Origin of the sequence: Noviherbaspirillum aridicola (genome assembly GCF_019656455.1) — a bacterium.
GTDB classification, from domain to species: Bacteria; Pseudomonadota; Gammaproteobacteria; order Burkholderiales; family Burkholderiaceae_D; genus Noviherbaspirillum; species Noviherbaspirillum aridicola.
In genome coordinates this window covers 23,533-43,509 of the sequence record NZ_BPMK01000018.1, presented here as the reverse complement: position 1 = coordinate 43,509, position 19,977 = coordinate 23,533, and the positions used below count along the sequence as shown (strand labels likewise).

The 19,977-nt window shown below is 65.9% G+C and carries 18 protein-coding genes; 12 read left to right on the top strand and 6 right to left on the bottom strand.

What is annotated here, in order from left to right:
• Nucleotides 1-128 precede the first annotated feature (128 nt).
• The 4 genes from lysS to NCCP691_RS18130 all read right to left on the bottom strand — a co-directional run bounded on the left by lysS (nt 129) and on the right by NCCP691_RS18130 (nt 5,609).
• Nucleotides 129-1,655: a lysine--tRNA ligase gene (gene lysS, locus NCCP691_RS18145; RefSeq protein WP_220809978.1), complete on the bottom strand. Its 1,527-nt coding sequence runs from the start codon at nt 1,653-1,655 to the stop codon at nt 129-131.
• 27 nt (nt 1,656-1,682) lie between these two features.
• Nucleotides 1,683-2,787, bottom strand: a protein-coding gene (prfB, locus tag NCCP691_RS18140) for a peptide chain release factor 2 (RefSeq protein WP_220809977.1) whose coding sequence is annotated in 2 segments (ribosomal slippage) — nt 1,683-2,705 and nt 2,707-2,787 — 1,104 coding nt in all. Because the reading frame shifts where the segments join, the coding sequence is not laid out codon by codon here.
• 75 nt (nt 2,788-2,862) lie between these two features.
• Nucleotides 2,863-4,557 carry a single-stranded-DNA-specific exonuclease RecJ gene (gene recJ / locus NCCP691_RS18135; RefSeq protein WP_220809976.1) on the bottom strand — a complete coding sequence of 565 codons (1,695 nt, stop codon included), beginning with the start codon at nt 4,555-4,557 and terminating at the stop codon, nt 2,863-2,865.
• Entirely contained in the window at nt 4,554-5,609 is a 1,056-nt protein-coding gene (locus NCCP691_RS18130; protein ID WP_220809975.1) for a hypothetical protein, read from the bottom strand. Before NCCP691_RS18130 ends, recJ begins: the two co-directional genes overlap by 4 nt.
• Nucleotides 5,610-5,733: 124 nt before the next feature.
• Here NCCP691_RS18130 and NCCP691_RS18125 point away from each other — a divergent pair, with 124 nt between their 5' ends.
• The 10 genes from NCCP691_RS18125 (at nt 5,734) to ftsB (ending at nt 17,173) form a co-directional block, all read left to right on the top strand.
• Nucleotides 5,734-6,999 (top strand): lipoprotein-releasing ABC transporter permease subunit, encoded by a 1,266-nt coding sequence (locus NCCP691_RS18125; protein ID WP_220809974.1) that lies wholly within the window; start codon nt 5,734-5,736, stop codon nt 6,997-6,999.
• A gap of 16 nt (nt 7,000-7,015) precedes the next feature.
• Nucleotides 7,016-7,702 carry a lipoprotein-releasing ABC transporter ATP-binding protein LolD gene (gene lolD / locus NCCP691_RS18120; RefSeq protein WP_220809973.1) on the top strand — a complete coding sequence of 229 codons (687 nt, stop codon included), beginning with the start codon at nt 7,016-7,018 and terminating at the stop codon, nt 7,700-7,702.
• On the top strand, nt 7,692-8,483 hold the full coding sequence (locus NCCP691_RS18115) for a TatD family hydrolase (protein ID WP_220809972.1): 792 nt from the start codon (nt 7,692-7,694) through the stop codon (nt 8,481-8,483). Before lolD ends, NCCP691_RS18115 begins: the two co-directional genes overlap by 11 nt.
• Before the next feature lie 43 nt (nt 8,484-8,526).
• Nucleotides 8,527-10,941: a DNA internalization-related competence protein ComEC/Rec2 gene (locus tag NCCP691_RS18110; protein ID WP_309295126.1), complete on the top strand. Its 2,415-nt coding sequence runs from the start codon at nt 8,527-8,529 to the stop codon at nt 10,939-10,941.
• 37 nt (nt 10,942-10,978) lie between these two features.
• Nucleotides 10,979-11,776, top strand: a complete 798-nt coding sequence (locus NCCP691_RS18105) for an alpha/beta hydrolase (protein WP_220809970.1) — start codon at nt 10,979-10,981, stop codon at nt 11,774-11,776.
• A gap of 2 nt (nt 11,777-11,778) precedes the next feature.
• Nucleotides 11,779-12,708 carry a lipid A deacylase LpxR family protein gene (locus NCCP691_RS18100; protein ID WP_220809969.1) on the top strand — a complete coding sequence of 310 codons (930 nt, stop codon included), beginning with the start codon at nt 11,779-11,781 and terminating at the stop codon, nt 12,706-12,708.
• 118 nt (nt 12,709-12,826) lie between these two features.
• Entirely contained in the window at nt 12,827-14,485 is a 1,659-nt protein-coding gene (pyrG, locus tag NCCP691_RS18095) for a CTP synthase (protein ID WP_220809968.1), read from the top strand.
• Entirely contained in the window at nt 14,482-15,336 is an 855-nt protein-coding gene (gene kdsA, locus NCCP691_RS18090) for a 3-deoxy-8-phosphooctulonate synthase (RefSeq protein ID WP_220809967.1), read from the top strand. The genes pyrG and kdsA overlap by 4 nt, the downstream gene beginning before the upstream one ends.
• Nucleotides 15,337-15,493: 157 nt before the next feature.
• Nucleotides 15,494-16,777, top strand: a complete 1,284-nt coding sequence (gene eno, locus NCCP691_RS18085; protein WP_220809966.1) for a phosphopyruvate hydratase — start codon at nt 15,494-15,496, stop codon at nt 16,775-16,777.
• A 78-nt stretch (nt 16,778-16,855) separates the two neighbouring features.
• On the top strand, nt 16,856-17,173 hold the full coding sequence (ftsB, locus tag NCCP691_RS18080) for a cell division protein FtsB (RefSeq protein WP_220809965.1): 318 nt from the start codon (nt 16,856-16,858) through the stop codon (nt 17,171-17,173).
• Between the two features lie 18 nt (nt 17,174-17,191).
• On the opposite strand, the gene hslO is transcribed toward ftsB, so the two are convergent.
• The gene (gene hslO / locus NCCP691_RS18075) at nt 17,192-18,115 is read right to left on the bottom strand and encodes an Hsp33 family molecular chaperone HslO (protein ID WP_220809964.1); all 924 of its coding nucleotides are present in this window, start codon (nt 18,113-18,115) and stop codon (nt 17,192-17,194) included.
• Between the two features lie 2 nt (nt 18,116-18,117).
• Entirely contained in the window at nt 18,118-18,642 is a 525-nt protein-coding gene (locus NCCP691_RS18070) for a gamma carbonic anhydrase family protein (RefSeq protein WP_220809963.1), read from the bottom strand.
• 56 nt (nt 18,643-18,698) lie between these two features.
• Here NCCP691_RS18070 and NCCP691_RS18065 point away from each other — a divergent pair, with 56 nt between their 5' ends.
• Nucleotides 18,699-19,526, top strand: a complete 828-nt coding sequence (locus tag NCCP691_RS18065; RefSeq protein WP_220809962.1) for a ferritin-like domain-containing protein — start codon at nt 18,699-18,701, stop codon at nt 19,524-19,526.
• Between the two features lie 108 nt (nt 19,527-19,634).
• Complete coding sequence (locus NCCP691_RS18060; protein ID WP_220809961.1) at nt 19,635-19,880, top strand: hypothetical protein; 246 nt, start codon at nt 19,635-19,637, stop codon at nt 19,878-19,880.
• The last annotated feature ends 97 nt before the right edge of the window (nt 19,881-19,977 follow it).

Sequence of the window (19,977 nt, the reverse complement as noted above, 5' to 3'; positions counted from 1 at the left end):
CGATGGAGTAATTATCGAAGAGGGGCTGCCGGCCACATAGGGCCGCTGCGTATCACCTGTAAGGCTTTGTAACACGTGCGGCAATAAAAAAGGGGCCAACGGCCCCTTGAGTGCGCGATGCGCGGCGCTCAGTCCTCGCGCCGCAGATGCGGGAACAGGATGACGTCCCGGATGTTGGGCGAGTCGGTGATCAGCATCATCAGGCGGTCGATGCCGATGCCGCAGCCGCCGGTCGGAGGCAGGCCGTACTCCAGCGCGCGAATGTAGTCGGCGTCGTAGTACATGGCCTCTTCGTCGCCGGCATCCTTGGCAGCGACCTGCGCCTGGAAGCGGGCCGCCTGGTCTTCCGGGTCGTTCAGCTCGGAGAAACCGTTGGCGATCTCGCGCCCCGTGATGAACAGTTCGAAGCGTTCGGTGATGCCGGGGACGGTGTCGGAGGCGCGTGCCAGCGGCGATACTTCGACCGGGTAATCGATGATGTAGGTCGGATCCCACAGCTGGGATTCCGCCGTTTCTTCGAACAATGCCAGTTGCAGCGCGCCGAGGCCGGCGCCGGCAAGCGCTTCGACCTTGTAGCGCGTCTTCAGCTCTTCGCGCAGGAAGGCGGCATCCTTGAGCTGATCGCTCGTGTACTGGGGAGCGTACTTGTTGATCGCCTCGACGATGGTCATGCGCTGGAAGGGCTTGCCGAGGTCGAGTTCGCGACCCTGGTACGAAAGCAGGGATGTGCCATGCGCGTCGACCGCCGCCTGCCGGATCACGGCTTCGGTGAAGTCCATCAGCCACTTGTAGTCGACATAGGCGGCGTAGAACTCCATCATCGTGAATTCCGGATTGTGGCGCGGGGACACGCCTTCGTTGCGGAAGTTGCGGTTGACTTCGAACACGCGTTCGAAGCCGCCGACGACGAGGCGCTTCAGGTAGAGCTCTGGCGCGATGCGCAGGAACATCTGCATGTCGAGCGCATTGTGATGCGTGATGAAGGGCTTGGCCGCTGCGCCGCCGGGGATCGGATGCAGCATCGGCGTTTCGACTTCCATGAAGCCGTGCTCGGCCATGAAGCGGCGGATCGACGACATCGCGGCGGTGCGCGCACGGAAGGTGCGGCGGGTTTCCTCGCTGGTGATCAGGTCCACGTAGCGCTGGCGGTACTTGGTTTCCTGATCATGCAAGCCATGGAACTTGTCGGGGAGGGGGCGCAGCGCCTTGGTCAGCAGCCGCAGGCCGGTCACCTTGATCGACAGTTCACCGGTCTTGGTCTTGAACAGCAGGCCTTCGGCGCCGAGGATGTCGCCCAGGTCGTAGTGCTTGAACGCCGCGTGGGTGGCTTCCCCCGCGTTGTCGTTGGTGATGTAGAGCTGAATGCGGCCCTCCGCGTGCTGGCCCGAGGCGTCCTGCAGGGTCGCGAACGAGGCCTTGCCCATCACCCGCTTGAGCATCATGCGGCCGGCGACCGACACCTTGATCTGTTTCGGCTCGAGTTCTTCGTTGCCCAGTTCGCCGTACTGTGCATGCAGATCGGCCGCCTTGTGCTGCGGACGGAAGTCGTTCGGGAAGGCGACCCCCTGCTCGCGCAGGGCGGCCAGCTTGGCGCGGCGCTCGGCGATGATCGCGTTTTCGTCCTGCGCGGCGGCGTGTTCGTTCTGGTTGGTCATTGTCGGTTCGAAATGGCGGTTGTCGCTTTACACGCCCTGCTTGAGCGAGGCGGCGATGAATTCGTCGAGGTCGCCGTCAAGCACTGCCTTGGTGTTGCCGGTCTCGAAATTGGTGCGCAGGTCCTTGATGCGGGACTGGTCGAGCACGTAGGAGCGGATCTGGTGACCCCAGCCCACGTCGGTCTTCGAATCCTCGAGCTTCTGCTGCTCGCTCATGCGCTTGCGCAATTCCTGTTCGTACAGGCGGGACTTCAGCATTTCCCAGGCTTCGGCGCGGTTGCGGTGCTGGCTGCGGTCGTTCTGGCACTGGACAACGATGCCGCTCGGGATGTGCGTCAGGCGCACCGCGGAGTCGGTCTTGTTGATGTGCTGGCCGCCCGCGCCGGAGGCGCGATAGGTGTCGGTGCGCACGTCGGCCGGGTTGATGTCGATCTCGATCGACTCGTCCACTTCCGGGTACACGAAAATGCTGGAGAACGAGGTGTGACGGCCGTTGGCGGAGTCGAACGGGGACTTGCGCACGAGGCGGTGCACGCCGGTTTCGGTGCGCAGGAAGCCGTACGCGTAGTCGCCTTCCACCTTGAGCGTGGCGGTCTTGATGCCGGCGACTTCACCTTCGGACTGTTCCAGTATTTCGACCTTGAATCCCTTGCGCTCGCAATAGCGCAGATACTGGCGCAGCAGCATCGACGCCCAGTCCTGGGCTTCGGTGCCGCCGGCGCCGGCCTGGATGTCGATGAAGCAATTGTTGGGGTCCATCGGATTGGAAAACATCCGGCGGAACTCCAGGTCTTCGACCAGCTTCAGGATCTCCTGGGCATCGCTCTCGAGGGCGGTGAGGGTGGCGTCATCCTGCTCTTCGCGCGCCATCTCGAACAGGTCGCGCGCGTCGGCCAGCTCGGTATCGATCTTGATCAGGGTGCCGACGATGGCTTCGAGGGATTTTTTCTCTTTCCCGAGATCCTGCGCCCGCTTGGGGTCGTTCCAGACGTTCGGGTCTTCCAGCTCGCCGTTGACTTGTTCGAGTTTCTCCGACTTCACATCGAAGTCAAAGATACCTCCGAAGTTCGGTTGACCGGTTGCCAAGGTCGGTCAGGAGGTTGGAGAGGGCATTGATGCGTTCGGCTTCCATGGCGGATTCTTGTGACAATCAAACCCGTGATTATACCCGAGGCCCCCCTCGATATGCGCCCCGGCGCGCGGCATCTCAGGCGGGCTCGGCGTGTTCCACCAGCAGCTGTACGCGCACGGCGCCGTTGTATTCGTTGGCGTCAAGCCGGTAGGCGATGCGGGCACGCTCGGGCAGGTCTTCCGCATGGCCGAACCAGATCGCGTCGTAGCGGCGGCCGGCCTTTTCCAGCGTCAGCTTGAGATGGCGTTCCTTGAGGATGCGCTGGGTGAGCACCCGGAACTCGTCGCAGAACACCGGCGGCGCGAACCCCTGGCCCCAGACTTGCCCGTCCAGCAATTCGATGAACTGCGGCGTGAAATAGGCGTCCTCGAGCGCGCCGTCGGTTTCGATCACCCGCTCGAGCTGGGGCTCGCTCAGCCATTCCCGCCCGACCGACTCGAAGGCCGCGGCGAAATTGTCGAAGGCTTCCGCTCGGATCGTCAGGCCCGCGGCCATTGCGTGGCCGCCGAACTTCTGGATGACGTCGGGTGCGCGCTTGGAGACCAGGTCGAGCGCGTCGCGCAGGTGGAAACCGTTGATCGAGCGGCCCGAACCCTTGATCAGGCCTTCGCCGCCGGGCGCGAAGGTGATCGTGGGACGGTAGAACTTGTCCTTGAGGCGCGACGCCACGATGCCGATCACGCCCTGGTGCCAGCCGTCGTCGAACACGCTGATGGTGGTGCGGTTGCTCGGTTCGAAGCTGTCGAGCATCAGCAGCGCGGTATCCTGCATGCCGGCCTCGATGTCGCGGCGCTCGCGGTTGATCGCGTCGAGCTGCTGGGCGATGGCCCAGGCGCGGCCTTCGTCGTCGGTGGTCAGACACTCGATGCCGAGCGACATGTCGGCCAGCCGTCCCGCCGCATTGAGGCGCGGGCCGAGCGCAAAGCCGAGGTCGAAGGGCGAGGCGCGGCGCGCTTCCCGCCCTGCCGCGCGGAACAAGGCGGCGATGCCCGCATGCATGCGGCCGCTGCGCATGCGCTTGAGGCCCTGGGCAACGAGGATGCGGTTGTTGGCGTCCAGCCGGACGACGTCGGCGACGGTGCCGAGCGCGACCAGGTCGAGCAGGGCGTCGAGGCGCGGCTGATTCTGCGCATCGAAGACGCCGCGCCGGCGCATCTCCGCACGCAGCGCGAGCAGCACGTAGAACATGACGCCGACGCCGGCCAGGTGCTTGCTCGGGAATCCGCAGGCGGGCTGGTTGGGATTGACGATCACGCGGGCGTCGGGAAGGACGGAGCCGGGCAGGTGATGGTCGGTGACGACCACCTCGATGCCGAGCCGGTTCGCCTCCGCCACGCCGTCGACGCTGGCAATGCCGTTATCGACGGTGATGATCACGTCGGGCTGCTTTTCGCGCACGGTGAGCGCCACGATCTCCGGCGTCAGGCCGTAGCCGTATTCGAATCGGTTGGGCACGATGTAGTCGACCCGCGCGCCGAGCGCGCGCAGGCCGCGCAGCGCCACTGCGCACGCGGTGGCGCCGTCGCAGTCGTAGTCGGCCACGATCACCAGCTTCTTGCGGGCATCGATGGCATCGGCGAGAAAGACCGCCGCCTGGTCGACATGCAGCAGGCCGGCCGGGGGAATCAGCGCGCCGAGTTCGCTCGACAGCTCGTCGATCGCGCTCAGGCCGCGGGCGGCGTAGAGCCTGGCGAGCACGGGGTGCACGCCTTGCTGGCGCAGCATTTCGGCGGTGCGGAAGGGAAAACTGCGCGATACGATGCGGGTCATGATACGGGTGGAAGTAGCGGGGTCAGGCCGGGTTTGCGCCAGAATCTGCGCAGCGCGCCGCGGGTGACCGACAGTTGCAGCAGGCGGGTGTCGTCGCTCAGCACAAGGGACAGGCTGTCATGCTGGCCGGATTTTACGCCTTCCAGCAGCGGTGCGAACCACTGAGCCTCGAGTGCCTGCATGCCGGCCAGCCATGTGCCCCAGTCGGAACTCAGCCAGGCATGCGCGAGCGCGTCGAGCACGGCCAGGGTGCGGGTGGCATCGCGGGGAAGCTCCGCGGCGCTGCCGGCGCTGCCCGCATGGCCGGCATAGGGTCGGAATGCCGCGTGCCAGGATGCGAGATTGATGCCGTGGCTGAAGATCCTGGCCGGCGCCCGGGTCTGCGCCGCCGCGCCGCCCCACAGCCAGAGCGAATTGACCGGACGCAGGCCGCGTGCCTCCCGGGCGTCGTTGAGCGGATGGCCGAACCAGTGCATCTGCACTTCGTTCTGAATCTTGCGCCAGGCGCGTTCATGCGGACCCTTCGGCATCCAGATGTCGATGTTGTGGCCGGCGGCCGCATCGGGGGTGGCGGTACGCAGGCCATCCCAGTCGTCGGCCCGCAGGAACCAGGTGAGCGCATCGCCCCATGCGAGCTGCAGCCCGGCCTCGGCGAACAGCGGGGCGGCGATGTCGTACAGTACGCGCGAGTCCGCCTCTTCCAGGGCCAGCTGGCGCTGATCGGTCAGGACGAGGTGATCGCGCGCGATATGGATGTGCACCGGCTGCAGCACGAACCAGCGGCCGACGGCGGGGGACTGACCGAAGGCCTCCAGCAGCAGCGGCGCCAGCGGCGGACTGTCGTCGCCGGCCACCGGCAGTCCGCAGCGCGCGGCGAGCCATCGCTCGTGCGGCAGGGAGCGCATGAATGTATCCGCCGGCTGGACCTCGGGTTCAGGACGCGCGCGGCCGGCAAGCATGGCGAGGGCGGGGGTGTGTAGCTGTTGCAGCAGGTCGACGGCAAGCTCGGCGGGCGGCAGGCTGAAGGGGATCAGGATTTCTGCATGACTCATGCCCGGATTGTATGGCAAACTTCCCGCTTCATCGGATGTTGCCAGGTTGTTCATAAAGTGACCGATCGCAATTCCGCAGCGCGCGGGATGGGCGATGATCGTGGCAATTCTTCAGGAGTCTTTTTTGAGCAAGTCCAGGAATGTCCCGTTCGAATGGCTGGTCGGCCTGCGTTATACGCGCGCCGGACGCCGCAGCGGGCGCAACAGCTTCATCTCCTTCATTTCCATGACCTCCATGATTGGCATCGCGCTCGGCGTCGCGGCGCTGATCGTGGTGTTGTCGGTGATGAACGGTTTTCAGAAAGAGGTGCGCGACCGCATGCTGTCGGTGCTGCCGCACATCGAGGTGTTCGGGGCATACGGCGGCATGCCCGACTGGCAGCTGACCGCCAAAGAGGCGATGCAGCTGCCCGAGGTCAAGGGGGCGGCGCCTTACGTGGCGGCGCAGGCGATGATGATGCGCGACGAGACGGTGCGCGGGGTGATGATCCGCGGCGTGCTGCCGGCGGAGGAGCCGCGCGTGTCGGATGTGGCCGCGCAGGTGAAGCTGGGGCGCTTCGATTCGCTGCAGCCCGGCGAATTCAACATCGTGCTCGGGCGCGAGCTGGCGCGCGGACTGCAGGTGGGGGTCGGCGACCGGGTGACGATGATCGCGCCGCAAGGTCAGGTCACGCCGGCCGGCGTGCTGCCGCGCCTCAAGCAGTTCACCGTCGGCGCGATATTCGAAGCAGGGCACAACGAGTATGACTCCAGCCTCGCCTTCATCCATATCGACGATGCGATGCGCATGTTCAAGCTGCAGGAGCCGACCGGCCTGCGGCTGCGCGTGGCCGACATGCAGCGCGCGCCCGAAGTGGCGCTGGCGCTGTCGCGCACGCTCAGCGGGGATCTGCTGATCCTCGACTGGTCGAAGCAGAACCGGACCTGGTTCGCCGCGGTGCAGACGGAAAAGCGCATGATGTTCATCATCCTGACGCTGATCATCGCGGTGGCGGCCTTCAACCTGGTGTCGACGCTGGTCATGACCGTCACCGACAAGCAGGCCGACATCGCCATCCTGCGCACGCTCGGCGCCTCGCCCGCCTCGATCATGAAGATCTTCATGATCCAGGGCGCCATGGTGGGCCTGCTCGGTACCGCCATCGGCGTCGGACTCGGGGTGCTGGTGGCGCTCAACATCGACGTCATCGTGCCCTTCATCGAGCGGCTGCTCGGCGTTCAATTCCTGTCCAAGGAAATCTATCTGATCACCTCGCTGCCTTCCGACCTGCGCTGGCCCGACGTGTGGACCATCGGCGGCGTCGCGGTGGTGCTGGCCTTCCTGGCCACGCTCTATCCGAGCTGGCGGGCCGCCAACGTGCGGCCGGCCGAAGCGCTGCGCTACGAGTAAGGGACGGGGAAGAAGAATGGAACAGACAGTACTTTCATGCCGCGGGCTGAGGAAAACCTACACCCAGGGCAAATACTCGGTGGATGTGCTCAAGGGCGTCGACTTCGACATCGGGCGGGGCGAACGGGTGGCGATCGTCGGCGCGTCCGGTTCCGGCAAGTCGACGCTGCTGCACCTGCTAGGCGGGCTCGACATGCCGACCGCCGGCAGCGTCACCCTGCTCGGCAAGGACATGGCCCGGCTCGGCGAGCGGGAGCGCGGCGAAATGCGCAACAGCTCGCTCGGCTTCGTCTATCAGTTTCATCACCTGCTGCCCGAGTTTTCCGCGCTCGACAACGTGGCGATGCCGCTGCTGATCCGGCGCGAGCCCCGGTCGGCGGCCCATCACGCGGCACAGGAAGTGCTGGCCCGCGTGGGACTGGCCGGACGCATCACTCACGTGCCTGGCGAGCTGTCGGGCGGCGAGCGGCAGCGGGTGGCGCTGGCGCGGGCGCTGGTGACGCAGCCGGCATGCGTGCTGGCCGACGAGCCGACCGGCAATCTCGACCGCGCGACGGCGCACCGCACTTTCGACCTGATGCTGGAGCTGTCCCGCACGCTCGGCACCGCCTTCGTGATCGTCACCCATGACATCGAACTCGCCCGCCACTGCGACCGCGTCCTGCGCCTGACGGAGGACGGCCTGCATCCCTATGTGGATTGACACCCACTGCCATCTCGACGCCAGCGAGTTCGCCGGAGAGCATGGCGACGTCGCACGCGAGGCGGCACGGCGGGGCGTGCGGAAAGTGGTGATACCGGCCGTGGCGCGTTTCAACTTCGACAGCGTGCGCCGGCTTGCGGCCGAGCATGACAACTGCGTCTATGCGCTCGGCATCCATCCGATCTTCGTGCCGCAGGCCGCCGAGGACGACCTGGATGTCCTGCGCGAAGCGGTGCGTGGGGCGCTGTCCGATCCCAACTTCGTCGCGGTCGGCGAAATCGGCCTCGATTTCTTCATTCCCGCGCTCTGCACCCCGGAGATGCGCGCCCGGCAGGAGCGCTTCTACAGCGAACAGCTGAAGATCGCGCGCGACTTCGGCCTGCCGGTGCTGCTGCATGTGCGCCGCTCGCAGGACATCATCCTCAAGTATCTGCGCCGGATCGAGCCGGCCACCGGCATCGCCCATGCCTTCAACGGCAGCTTTCAGCAGGCGGAGGAATTCATCCGGCGCGGCTTCAAGCTCGGCTTCGGCGGCGCGATGAGCTTTCCGCGCGCCCTGCAGATACGCCGGCTCGCCGGCAGCGTGAGCGAGGAGGCGCTGGTGCTGGAAACCGACGCCCCGGACATCCCGCCTGCCTGGATCCACCCCGGGCGCAACAGCCCGGGGGAGCTGCCCCGCATCGGAGAGGTGCTCGCGCAGCTGCGCGGCATGTCGCCCGGAGAGATCGCGGAACTCACCTCGCGCAACGCCCACGCCGTGCTGACGCGGCTCGCCGGCTGAGGCGATGCGGGCGGCGGCAATAGGCCTGGTGGCAGGCGCCTCATTGCTGCAACAACAATCTGCATTGCTGTCCTGGTATTGGCTTCTGCTGCTGCTCGCGCCAGCGGTCGGCGCGCTGTGCTGCGCCGGACGATGGATCGCAACGCGTAGGGTTCTGCTGCTCGCGGGCGGCACGCTTGCCGGATTCTGCTGGGCCGGCCTGATCGCACACTGGCATTTGCGGGAGACGCTTCCGGCGGATTGGGAGGGACGCGATCTCACGCTGATCGGGACGATCGCCAGTCTTCCGCAGCCGGTGGAGCGCGGCGTGCGATTTCATTTCGCCGTCGAGCGGCAGGTATCGGTGCCGGAATCCGAAGCGGCCATTCCGAAACGGCTGGCGCTTTCCTGGCACGCAGGTGACGAGGAGGAGTTGCCCCGGCTCGCGCCCGGCGAGCGCTGGCAACTCACGGTCCGTCTTCGGCAGCCGCACGGCAATGCGAATCCGCACGGCTTCGACCATGAAGTCTGGATGCTCGAACGCGGCCTGCGGGCCAGCGGTTATGTCCGACCCGACAGGAAAAACGCGCTGAAGAATTCGCGGCTCGACGATTTCGTGCCGGGCGCAGCGAACCTGGTGGAGCGCAGTCGCGGCTGGCTGCGCGAACGCATCGAGCAGGCGCTGGCGGGACGGCCCTATGCGGGCGTCATCGTCGCGCTCGTGATCGGCGAGCAGCGTGCGATCAGCCAGTCGGACTGGGAGATTTTCAACCGCAGCGGCATCGGCCACCTGATCTCGATTTCGGGCCTGCACATCACGATGATCGCGGGGCTGGCGGCGGCGGCCTTCGGCGCGCTGTGGCGCCGTTCATTCTTTACCGACGCCCAGTTGCCGCTGCGGCTGCCGGCCCAGAAAGCGGCGGCGGCCGCCGGCCTGATGACGGCGCTGCTGTATGTGCTGCTGGCGGGATTCGGCGTGCCCGCGCAGCGAACCCTCTACATGCTGGCCGTGGTGACGGCGGCGCTCTGGCTCGGACGTCTGACGAATGTGTCCGCCGTGCTGTGCGGCGCCGTCGCCATCGTCGTGCTGCTCGATCCCTGGGCAGTGCTGTGGCCGGGCTTCTGGCTGTCCTTTTGCGCGGTCGCGATCATCCTGTACTGCACGGTGGGGCGCGTGCCCGAACCGCCCGCCGACGAGAGCACGCCGCGGGCGCGGCTCATGCCCGTACTGCGCGCCGCCGCCCGCACGCAATATGCGATCACCATCGGCCTGGTGCCGCTGACGATGCTGCTGTTCGGGCAGATCTCGCTGATCAGTCCGATCGCGAATGCGGTCGCGATTCCGCTCGTGAGCCTGTTGGTCACGCCGCTGGCCCTTGCGGGTAGCGTGGCCCCGGGGCCGCTGTGCGACGGCCTGCTGCTAATGGCCCATGCCGGCATCGCCGGGCTTGCCTGGATGCTCGGCGGCCTCAGCGCATTGCCGGGGGCGGTATGGGGCATGCCGCTGCCATCCACCGCCGCATTCCTGGCTGCGCTGGCCGGCACGCTCTGGCTGCTGGCGCCGCCCGGATGGCCGCAACGCTGGCTCGGCCTGGTGTGGCTGCTGCCGCTCGCGCTGACCGCGCCGTCCCGTCCCAATCCCGGCGAGCTGTGGGTGACGGCTTTCGACGTGGGGCAGGGCACGGCGGTACTGATCGAAACGCATGAACACCGGATGCTGTACGACACCGGGCCTGCCTACTCGGAGGACGGCGACGGCGGCAACCGGGTGATCCTGCCGTATCTCAAGGCGCGCGGCATCGACAGGCTCGACCTGATGATGGTGTCCCACAGCGACAATGATCATGCGGGCGGCGCGCTCTCATTGCTGAAGGCGCTCGAGGTGGAGCGCGTGTCTTCCTCCATGCCGCACGACCACGAGATCGCGCGGCGCGCGCGCCGGCATGAACGCTGCGAGCAGGGCAGGTCATGGTCCTGGGACGAGGCGCACTTCGATCTCCTGTATCCGTCGCCGGAACAGTACGAGAGGAAGAAGGCCAAACCCAACCATCGCAGTTGCACGCTCAGGATCCGGCTTGGGGAGCATGTCATTCTGCTGCCCGGCGATATCGAATCGGCGCAGGAGGCCGAACTCGTCAGGACCATGGGCGACGACCTGCGTGCCACCGTCCTGTTCGCGCCGCACCATGGCAGCGGCACCTCGTCCACGCCGCCGTTCCTGGAGGCGGTGCGGCCGGCGCTCGCGATTTTCCAGATCGGCTACCGCAACCGCTATCGGCATCCGAAGGAAGAGGTCTACCGGCGCTACGGCGAGTTCGGCATACGCAGGCTTCGCACGGATGCCTCCGGCGCCATCACGCTTCGGTTCGGCAGGGAGATGCAGGTGGCCGAGTACCGGGCGACCGACGCGCGCTACTGGCACAAACGGCAGCCGCGCAGCGACGGCGCGGCGCCGGCGGTGCAAGCGCCGGCGGATTGACATTCGCTACAATGCCGCGATTGCCGATTTCATCATCATGACCAGACCGATCATCCATTTCGTCCACGCCAACAGCTTCCCGGCCGGCACCTACCGCGTGTTCTTCGATCACCTGCGCAAGCATTACCAGGTCGAAGCGCTCGACATGCACGCGCACAATCCCGCCTATCCGGTCCGCAACGGCTGGGCGGAGCTGGTGCAGGAACTGCTTGATGAGCTGCGGGCGCGGTACCGCGAGCCGGTGATCCTGGTCGGCCACTCCATGGGCGGCATGCTGAGCCTGATGGCGGCGAAGGCCAATCCGCAGGCGGTACGCTGCGTGGTGCTGCTGGATTCTCCGGTCGTCGCCGGCTGGCGCGCGGCCCTGCTCGGCGTGGCCAAGCGGGTCGGCGCCGACAAGCGGTTTTCGCCGGCGCGCACGTCGGAAAAACGCCGCAACGTGTGGCCCGATGCCGAGGCCGCCTATCGCCATTACGCAGCCAAGCCAATGTTCGCGGCCTGGGCTCCGGAAGTCTTGCGCGACTATGTGGCGCATGGTCTCGTGCCGCATCCCGAAGGCGTGACCCTGCGTTTCACCCGTGAAGTCGAAACCGCGGTGTATCGCGGCCTGCCCCACACCCTCGGTACCCTGACGCGGCGCGCCTTTCCGGTGCCGGTTGGTTTCGTCGGCGGCGCCGATTCGGTGGAATGCAGGCAGGCGGGGCTGGCCGCGACCCGCCGGCTCACCGGGCGGCATTTCATGCAGCTGCCCGGCGGCCATCTCTTCCCGATGGAGTCGCCCGGCGCCGCCGCGGCGGCAGTGCACAAGATGATTCATTCCCTGATACAGGAGTAGGCATGCGACCCATTTCGCTGATCGTTTCCGTGCTCTTGCTGACCGGGCTGCAGCCGCCGGCGCATGCACAAGGGTTCTTCTCCGACTTTGCCGCCGCGCGCGAACGCGGCACGGTTACGCATCGGGTGGACATCGACAACGATACCCTGCTGATGAACCGGGACGACGGCTTCTATTCCAGCGGCATGCGCTACACCCGTCTCTACAGCCTGGGCAGCGGCGGCGGTCTTGACCGCTTCGGCTGGCGCCTGGGGCAGGAGCTGTACACGGCGTCCGACATCAAGCTGCCGCCCGAGAGGGTAGGGCCGCCGGATCATCCTTATGCCGGCTGGCTGTACCTCGGCCTGTTCAGGGAGACGCATCGGGCCGACGGCAGTTCGGCGGGCTACGGCCTGGACGTGGGCTGCATCGGCCCCTGCGCGGGCGGCGAGTGGACGCAGAAGAACTTCCATCGCCTGATCGACCAGCCCCTGCCGCGCGGATGGTCCAGGCAGGTGCGCAACGAATTCGGCATGGTGCTGCATGGCCAGGTGACGCCGGTGCGCTGGTCGCTCGGTTCGTCGGCAGACCTCGCGCCGACGATTCATGGACGGTTCGGCAATATCTTCACCGACGCGGGCGTCAGCCTGCTTGCACGCGCGGGCCGGCTCAACCAGCTGCCGGACCAGCCGACGCTGCACGGCTTCCTGCGCGCGAGCGTCAACGCGGTGGCATGGAATGCCACGCTGCAGGGCGGGTATTTTTCGGATGACGACCCGCACACCGTCAGGCCCGAGCGCGTGGTCGGCGAGCTGGAGCTGGGCGCCGTCTGGCAGCAGGGCGCCTGGGCGGCGCGGCTGGGCGTGGTCAGGCGCGGCAACGAGATCCGCGGGCTGTCCGATTCCGACGGCGCGCAGAACTTTGTCCGGCTCCAGGTCTCCTATACGCCCTGAGCGCGCGCCCGATCTGTATAAATCCCCAGGTCGGCGTCGCATCCGTGACCGCCAATCCGGGCACCGGTTTGGGGTATAATTTGAATTTCCCGCACGTGCCGTCCGGCACATCCCAGCAATGACCAAGTTTGTTTTCGTTACTGGCGGCGTTGTTTCATCCCTCGGTAAAGGGATCGCAGCCGCTTCCCTCGCTGCGATCCTCGAATCGCGCGGCCTCAAAGTCACCCTCATCAAGCTCGATCCCTACATCAACGTCGATCCGGGAACCATGAGCCCGTTCCAGCACGGCGAGGTGTTCGTCACGGACGACGGCGCAGAGACCGACCTCGACCTGGGACACTATGAGCGCTTCATCACCGCGAAGATGAAGAAGCTGAACAACTTCACCACCGGCCAGATCTACGAATCGGTGATCCGCAAGGAACGCCGCGGCGAGTACCTCGGCAAGACCGTGCAGGTGATCCCGCACATCACCAACGAGATCCAGGATTACATCCATCGCGGCGCCGAGGGCTTCGACGTCGCGCTGGTGGAGATCGGCGGCACGGTCGGCGACATCGAATCGCTGCCCTTCCTCGAGGCCGCGCGCCAGCTGAGCCTGCGCGCCGGCCGCAACGCTGCGGCCTTCGTGCATCTGACTCTGGTGCCGTACATCGCGTCCGCGGGCGAACTCAAGACCAAGCCCACCCAGCACAGCGTGCAGAAGCTGCGCGAGATCGGCATTTCGCCGGACGCGCTGCTGTGCCGGGCGGACCGCCGCATTCCCGACGACGAGCGCGCCAAGATCTCGCTGTTCTCCAACGTGCCGGAAGAAGCGGTGATCTCGGTCTGGGATGCCGACACGATTTACAAGATTCCGCAGATGCTGCACGACCAGGGCCTGGACCGCATCATTTGCGAGAAGCTCGGCGTGGAAGCCAAGCCGGCCGACCTGTCGGTCTGGAACCGCCTGGTCTACGCGCTCGAGCATCCGAAGACCGAAGTCACGATCGGCATGGTGGGCAAGTATGTCGATCTGACCGAGTCCTACAAGTCGCTGACCGAAGCGCTGCGCCATGCGGGCATTCACACCGAGAGCCGCGTCAACATCGAATACCTGGACTCGGAAGAGATCGAAGCCAAGGGCACCGAGGGCCTGGCGAAGTACGATGCCATCCTGGTGCCGGGTGGCTTCGGCAAGCGCGGCGTGGAGGGCAAGATCGCAGCCGCCCGCTTCGCCCGCGAGAACAAGATCCCGTATCTCGGCATCTGCCTCGGCATGCAGGTCGCGCTGATCGAATTCGCGCGCCACAAGGCGGGACTGGCCAGGGCCAATTCCACCGAGTTCGATCCCGAGACCGAACATCCGGTCGTGGCGCTCATCACCGAGTGGCAGAACCACGACGGCAAGGTTGAGAAGCGCGATGCCAACTCCGACCTCGGCGGCACCATGCGCCTCGGCGCGCAAACCTGCGCGGTGAAGCCGGGCACCATCGCCGCCGAAATCTACGGCGACAAGGTCACGGAGCGCCATCGTCACCGCTACGAGGCGAACAACCATTATCTCGGCCGCGTGGAAGAGGCCGGCCTGGTGGTGTCGGCGCGCACGCCGACCGAGGGCCTGTGCGAGATCATGGAATTGCCGCGCGGCGGCGAGTCGGGCCACCCCTGGTATGTCGGCGTGCAGTATCACCCGGAGTTCAAGTCGACTCCGCGCGACGGCCATCCGCTGTTCATTTCATTCATCAAGGCGGCGCTGGCACGCAAGCAGGCGTCGTCGCAGAGGAAAGCTGCATGAAGCTTTGTCATTTCGAGGCCGGTCTCGACCGGCCGTTCTTCCTGATCGCCGGTCCCTGCGTGATCGAGTCGCAGGAAATGGCGCTGGAAACCGCCGGCCAGCTCAAGGAAATCACTGCCGCGCTCGGCATTCCGTTCATCTACAAATCATCGTTCGACAAGGCCAATCGCTCGTCGGGCAGTTCGTTCCGCGGGCTGGGCATGGATAAGGGCCTGCAGATCCTCGCGGAAGTGCGCAGGCAGATCGGCGTGCCGGTGCTGACCGACGTGCACGAGATCGACGAAATCAGGCCGGTGGCCGATGTCGTCGACGTCCTGCAGACGCCGGCCTTCCTGTGCCGCCAGACGGATTTCATCCGCGCCTGCGCGCAGTCGGGCAAGCCGGTCAACATCAAGAAGGGCCAGTTCCTCGCACCCGGCGACATGAAGAATGTCATCGACAAGGCGCGGGCGGCGGCGGCCGAGGCAGGCCTGCCGCAGGATAACTTCATGGCCTGCGAGCGCGGCGTTTCCTTCGGCTACAACAACCTCGTGTCCGACATGCGCTCACTGGCAATCATGCGCGATACCGGCTGCCCGGTCGTGTTCGACGCCACCCACTCCGTGCAGCTGCCGGGCGGGCAGGGCACGTCGTCCGGCGGCCAGCGCGAGTTCGTCCCGGTGCTGGCGCGCGCCGCCGTAGCGGTCGGTATCGCCGGCCTGTTCATGGAGACCCACCCCAACCCTGCCGAGGCCATGTCCGACGGTCCGAATGCGGTGCCGCTCGGGCAGATGAAAGACCTCCTGGCGACCCTGGTCGAAATCGACCGCGTGGTCAAGAAGGCGGGATTCCTCGAAAACAATTTTTCGTGACCGTTTTTGCGATTTCTGGGTGCGAGGCGCCCGGGGCGCGGGAATAATCTTGCGCATCGCCGAACGGACGTACCGCCAGCCGCCGCCGGAAGGGGAAACGACGGCGCCGGCCCGGCGGCCACGAACAATGGAATTACTTTGATCTGGGAGATTTGAAATGAGTGCCATCGTAGACATCATCGGCCGCGAGATCATCGACTCGCGCGGCAACCCGACCGTGGAATGCGACGTGCTGCTGGAGTCCGGCGTCATGGGCCGCGCGGCAGTGCCGTCCGGCGCCTCGACCGGTTCGCGCGAAGCGATCGAGCTGCGCGACGGCGACAAGAGCCGCTATCTCGGCAAGGGCGTGCTGAAAGCCTGTGAAAACATCAACACCGAGATCTCGGAAGCCATCATGGGTCTCGACGCCAATGAGCAGGCCTTCCTCGACCGCACCCTGATCGATCTCGACGGCACGGAAAACAAGAGCCGCCTCGGCGCCAATGCCATGCTGGCCGTGTCGATGGCGGTGGCCAAGGCGGCGGCGGAAGAATCCGGCCTGCCGCTGTACCGCTACTTCGGCGGCTCCGCTGCGATGCAGATGCCGGTGCCGATGATGAACGTCATCAACGGCGGCGCGCACGCGGACAACAATCTCGACCTGCAGGAATTCATGATCATTCCGGTGGGCGCGCCCAGCTTCCGCGAAGCGATCCGCTACGGCGCCGAAGTCTTCCACATGCTCAAGAAGATCCTGCACGACAAGGGACTGACCACCGCGGTGGGCGACGAGGGCGGTTTCGCGCCCTCCGTCGAAAGCCATGAAGCCGCGATCAAGCTGATCCTGCAGGCGATCGAGCAGGCCGGCTACGAGCCGGGCACCCAGATCGCGCTCGGCCTCGACTGCGCGGCCTCCGAGTTCTACAAGGACGGCAAGTACCACCTCGAAGGCGAAGGCCTGGTACTGTCGTCTGCCGACTTCACCAACCTGCTGTCGACCTGGTGCGACAAGTACCCGATCGTGTCGATCGAAGACGGCATGGCGGAAAACGACTGGGACGGCTGGGCCACGCTGACCAATGCCCTGGGCAAGAAGGTGCAACTGGTGGGCGACGACCTGTTCGTCACCAACACCAAGATCCTGCGCGAAGGCATCCAGAAGAACATCGCCAACTCCATCCTCATCAAGATCAACCAGATCGGCACCCTGACCGAGACGTTTGCGGCGATCGAGATGGCGAAGCGGGCAGGCTACACCGCGGTCATCTCGCACCGTTCGGGCGAGACCGAGGATTCCACGATCGCCGACATCGCCGTCGGCACCAACGCCCTGCAGATCAAGACCGGCTCCATGTCGCGTTCCGACCGCATGGCCAAGTACAACCAGCTGCTGCGCATCGAGGAAGACCTCGGCGACATCGCCAGCTATCCCGGCCGCGCCGCCTTCTACAATCTTCGCTGATTGACAAGTTAGCGTCGTCCAAGCAACAGTGACCTCGGGGCGTCCGCTCCCAGGTCACTGTTTCGCATAGAATGCCGCATGCGCCTGATTACGCTTAGCCTCGCCGCCTTGCTCCTCTTGATCCAGCTTCCGCTTTGGCTGGGCAAGGGCGGCTGGCTGCGCGTCTGGGACCTGGATAACCAGGTGGTCGAGGCGCAGAAAAAGAATGAAGGGCTCAAGGCGCGCAACGCCAAGCTCGAATCCGAAGTGCGCGACCTGCGCGAAGGAACCGAAGCCGTGGAAGAGCGCGCCCGCTATGAGCTCGGCATGATCAGGGAGGGGGAAATCTTCGTCCAGATCGTCGAGCCCAACGCGAAATCCGCGCCCTTGCCGCCCTTGCCCGCGGCCGCCGACTAGACGGCCGCTCCCCCGATATCAATGCCGGGCGCTGCCCGGCTGCTGCATCGCATCCGGCGTGTTGGCCGCGGCGAACAGCTGCGCGCAGTCGACCTTGTCGAATTCATACAGCTGCCCGCAGAAGTCGCAATTGATCGCCAGCTTCCCCAGGTCCGCGAGCGCCGAATCGATCTCGTCCCTGCCGAGCATGATGAGCATGTTGCCGACCTTCTCCCGCGAGCAGGTGCACTGGAAGTGCGGGTGGCGCGGTTCGAACACCCGCAGCGTCTCTTCCCAGAACAGCCGGCGCAGCAGCGTGTTGATGTCGGTGGCGAGCATCTCTTCGGTGCGCAGCGTGGACGCCAGCGTCACGATGCGATTCCAGGTTTCGACGTCATCCTCCACCTGGGCGCCGGTGCCGCCTTCCTTGGGAAGCTTCTGCAGCAGCAGTCCGCGCGAGACATGGGTGTCGGCGGCGACCCACAGGCGGGTGTCGAGCTGTTCGGAGCGCAGCATGTAGTTTTCGATGACTACCGCGACGGATTCGCCGTCCAGCGGCACGATGCCCTGGTAGGGCTGCTGCCCGGGCAGCTTGTCCTTCGGATCGAGGGTGATGACGAAGCGACCATGGCCGTGTGCGTTGACGAGTTGCGTCAGCGTCGCATCCGGCGCCACTTCCGCCCCGGGCGCGAGTTTGGCGGTGGCCCGCATGTTCAGATCGGAGTCGCATTCCACCACCAGCAGGCGGACCGGGCCGTCACCGTGCATCTGCATCACGATCATGCCGTTGAACTTCAGATTGGCCGACAGCAGGGCAGCCGCCGCCAGCATTTCGCCGAGCAGCGCGCGCACCGGCGCCGGGTAATCGGCCCGCGCCTGCACCTGGCGCCAGGTTTCGGAGATTTCGACGAGTTCGCCCCGCACCGCGGCGTTTTCAAAGATAAATCGTTGTAGCGTATCCATTCCTATCCAATCCGCTTGAGACCCTGCTTGAACAATCGGCCGCGCGCGACGTAGCTGGCGGTGCCCGCCTGCATGCGCGCGATATCATCCTCGCCGAGCGTGCGTACCGCCCTCGCGGGGGAGCCGATGATCAGGGAGTTGTCGGGAAATTCCTTGCCCTCGGTGACCAGGGCGCCGGCGCCGACCAGGCAGTTCCGTCCGATCTTCGCGCCGTTGAGTACGACGGCCTGGATTCCGATCAGCGAACCGTCGCCGATGTGGCAGCCGTGAAGCATGGCCTGGTGCCCGACGGTGACGTCGCGGCCCACGGTCAGCGGCTTGCCGGGGTCGGTGTGCATGACCGTGCCCTCCTGCACATTGCTGTTCTCGCCGATCGTGATCAGGTCATTGTCGCCGCGGATCGTCACCCCGAACCAGATGCTGGCATTGGCTTCGATCCTGACCTTGCCGATAACGTTCGCGTCGTCGGCGATGTAGGCGGATGCGTCGATGTCGGGCGCGTGCTCGCCGAGTTGGTAGATGGCCATGGTTTTTCGTAGAATCGTCGGTTTCGTTGGCAAACCCGTCATTCTACTCTTGCACCATGATTGCTTCAGCCGCTCCCGAGGAGCTTGTAGACAGGGAATTGCGTGCTGCCGCGCTGCACTGGCTGTGCGTGACGGAAGCCGGGGCCAAGGCGCGCGGCGTGGCAGCCATGGCGGAGGATTACCGGCGCGGCGCGCTCGCGCTGGACTGCGGCGCGCGCCTGGCGAGCCGGCTTCCGGTCCCCGGCCGGCCGCCGCGTCCCGAACTCGTGCCGCCGCTGGCGGTGAAGCATCGCTCAATGGGCACCCCGGAGGGCCGCGCGGCGATGATCCACGCGCTTGCGCATATCGAATTCAACGCCATCAATCTCGCCCTCGACGCCATCTGGCGCTTCCCCGGCATGCCGGCGGCCTACTATGAGGACTGGCTGAAGGTGGCGGCCGAGGAGGCCCTGCATTTCTCCCTGCTGGCCGCGCACCTGGAGACCCTCGGCCATGCGTATGGCGACTTCCCCGCCCACAACAGCCTGTGGGACATGGCGCAAAAAACCGCCGGCGACGTGCTCGCGCGCATCGCGCTCGTGCCGCGGACGATGGAAGCGCGCGGCCTGGATGCCTCGCCGGCGGTCCGGGCAAAACTCGCGCAGGCGGGGGACCTGAAGGCGGCGGAAATTCTCGACATCATCCTGCGCGACGAGATCGGGCATGTCGCCATCGGCAATCGCTGGTTCGGCTTCCTCTGCACCGAACGCGGCATCGACCCGCTGCAGACCTATGCCGATCTCGCCGCGCGCTACAAGGCGCCGCCGCTGCGCGGCCCCTTCAATGTCGAAGCCCGGCGCGCCGCCGGGTTCAGCGAGGCCGAACTCGCCGCTCTGCGAGGATAATCTGGCGGGCTTGCGCAGGAACAAGTTGCAGAAACTTCGCTGCATTGCGGCAGTCACTGTCAGCATGGATGACGAAACGTCATCGTCTTGCCGACAGGGAGGTATGCCATGTTGAAGCGCGTGAAATCCGTTGTTGCCTTGTTCGCCGGCGCGGCGCTCGTCGCGGCTCTGGCGGGATGCGAGAAACGTGACGAGGCCGCAGGCGCCGGGCCGGCCCAGCAGGCCGGCGAAAAGATCGACCAGGCGGCGAGCCAGGCCGGGGAAAAGATGAACGAACTCGCCGGCAAGGCCGGCCAGGGCATGCAGGAACTCGGCCAGAAGATGCAGGAAAAGGCTGAAGAAGCCAAGAAATAAGCGTCTCCTGTCTTCCGTCTTCCGTCTTCCGTTGCATCGGGGTGCGGCGTCTGCGCATACCGCGCCCGGCCACCCCCGTGCATCCGTCGATATTGCC

What these genes read in the sequence shown, in the direction of transcription:
- hslO (WP_220809964.1), bottom strand. Translation starts at nt 18,115, where the DNA reads ATGGATACGCTACAACGATTTATCTTTGAAAACGCCGCGGTGCGGGGC.
- NCCP691_RS18105 (WP_220809970.1), top strand. Translation starts at nt 10,979, where the DNA reads ATGACCAGACCGATCATCCATTTCGTCCACGCCAACAGCTTCCCGGCC.
- NCCP691_RS18070 (WP_220809963.1), bottom strand. Translation starts at nt 18,642, where the DNA reads ATGGCCATCTACCAACTCGGCGAGCACGCGCCCGACATCGACGCATCC.
- eno (WP_220809966.1), top strand. Translation starts at nt 15,494, where the DNA reads ATGAGTGCCATCGTAGACATCATCGGCCGCGAGATCATCGACTCGCGC.
- recJ (WP_220809976.1), bottom strand. Translation starts at nt 4,557, where the DNA reads ATGACCCGCATCGTATCGCGCAGTTTTCCCTTCCGCACCGCCGAAATG.
- NCCP691_RS18115 (WP_220809972.1), top strand. Translation starts at nt 7,692, where the DNA reads ATGTGGATTGACACCCACTGCCATCTCGACGCCAGCGAGTTCGCCGGA.
- NCCP691_RS18060 (WP_220809961.1), top strand. Translation starts at nt 19,635, where the DNA reads ATGTTGAAGCGCGTGAAATCCGTTGTTGCCTTGTTCGCCGGCGCGGCG.
- pyrG (WP_220809968.1), top strand. Translation starts at nt 12,827, where the DNA reads ATGACCAAGTTTGTTTTCGTTACTGGCGGCGTTGTTTCATCCCTCGGT.
- kdsA (WP_220809967.1), top strand. Translation starts at nt 14,482, where the DNA reads ATGAAGCTTTGTCATTTCGAGGCCGGTCTCGACCGGCCGTTCTTCCTG.
- NCCP691_RS18100 (WP_220809969.1), top strand. Translation starts at nt 11,779, where the DNA reads ATGCGACCCATTTCGCTGATCGTTTCCGTGCTCTTGCTGACCGGGCTG.
- ftsB (WP_220809965.1), top strand. Translation starts at nt 16,856, where the DNA reads ATGCGCCTGATTACGCTTAGCCTCGCCGCCTTGCTCCTCTTGATCCAG.
- lolD (WP_220809973.1), top strand. Translation starts at nt 7,016, where the DNA reads ATGGAACAGACAGTACTTTCATGCCGCGGGCTGAGGAAAACCTACACC.
- NCCP691_RS18065 (WP_220809962.1), top strand. Translation starts at nt 18,699, where the DNA reads ATGATTGCTTCAGCCGCTCCCGAGGAGCTTGTAGACAGGGAATTGCGT.
- NCCP691_RS18130 (WP_220809975.1), bottom strand. Translation starts at nt 5,609, where the DNA reads ATGAGTCATGCAGAAATCCTGATCCCCTTCAGCCTGCCGCCCGCCGAG.
- lysS (WP_220809978.1), bottom strand. Translation starts at nt 1,655, where the DNA reads ATGACCAACCAGAACGAACACGCCGCCGCGCAGGACGAAAACGCGATC.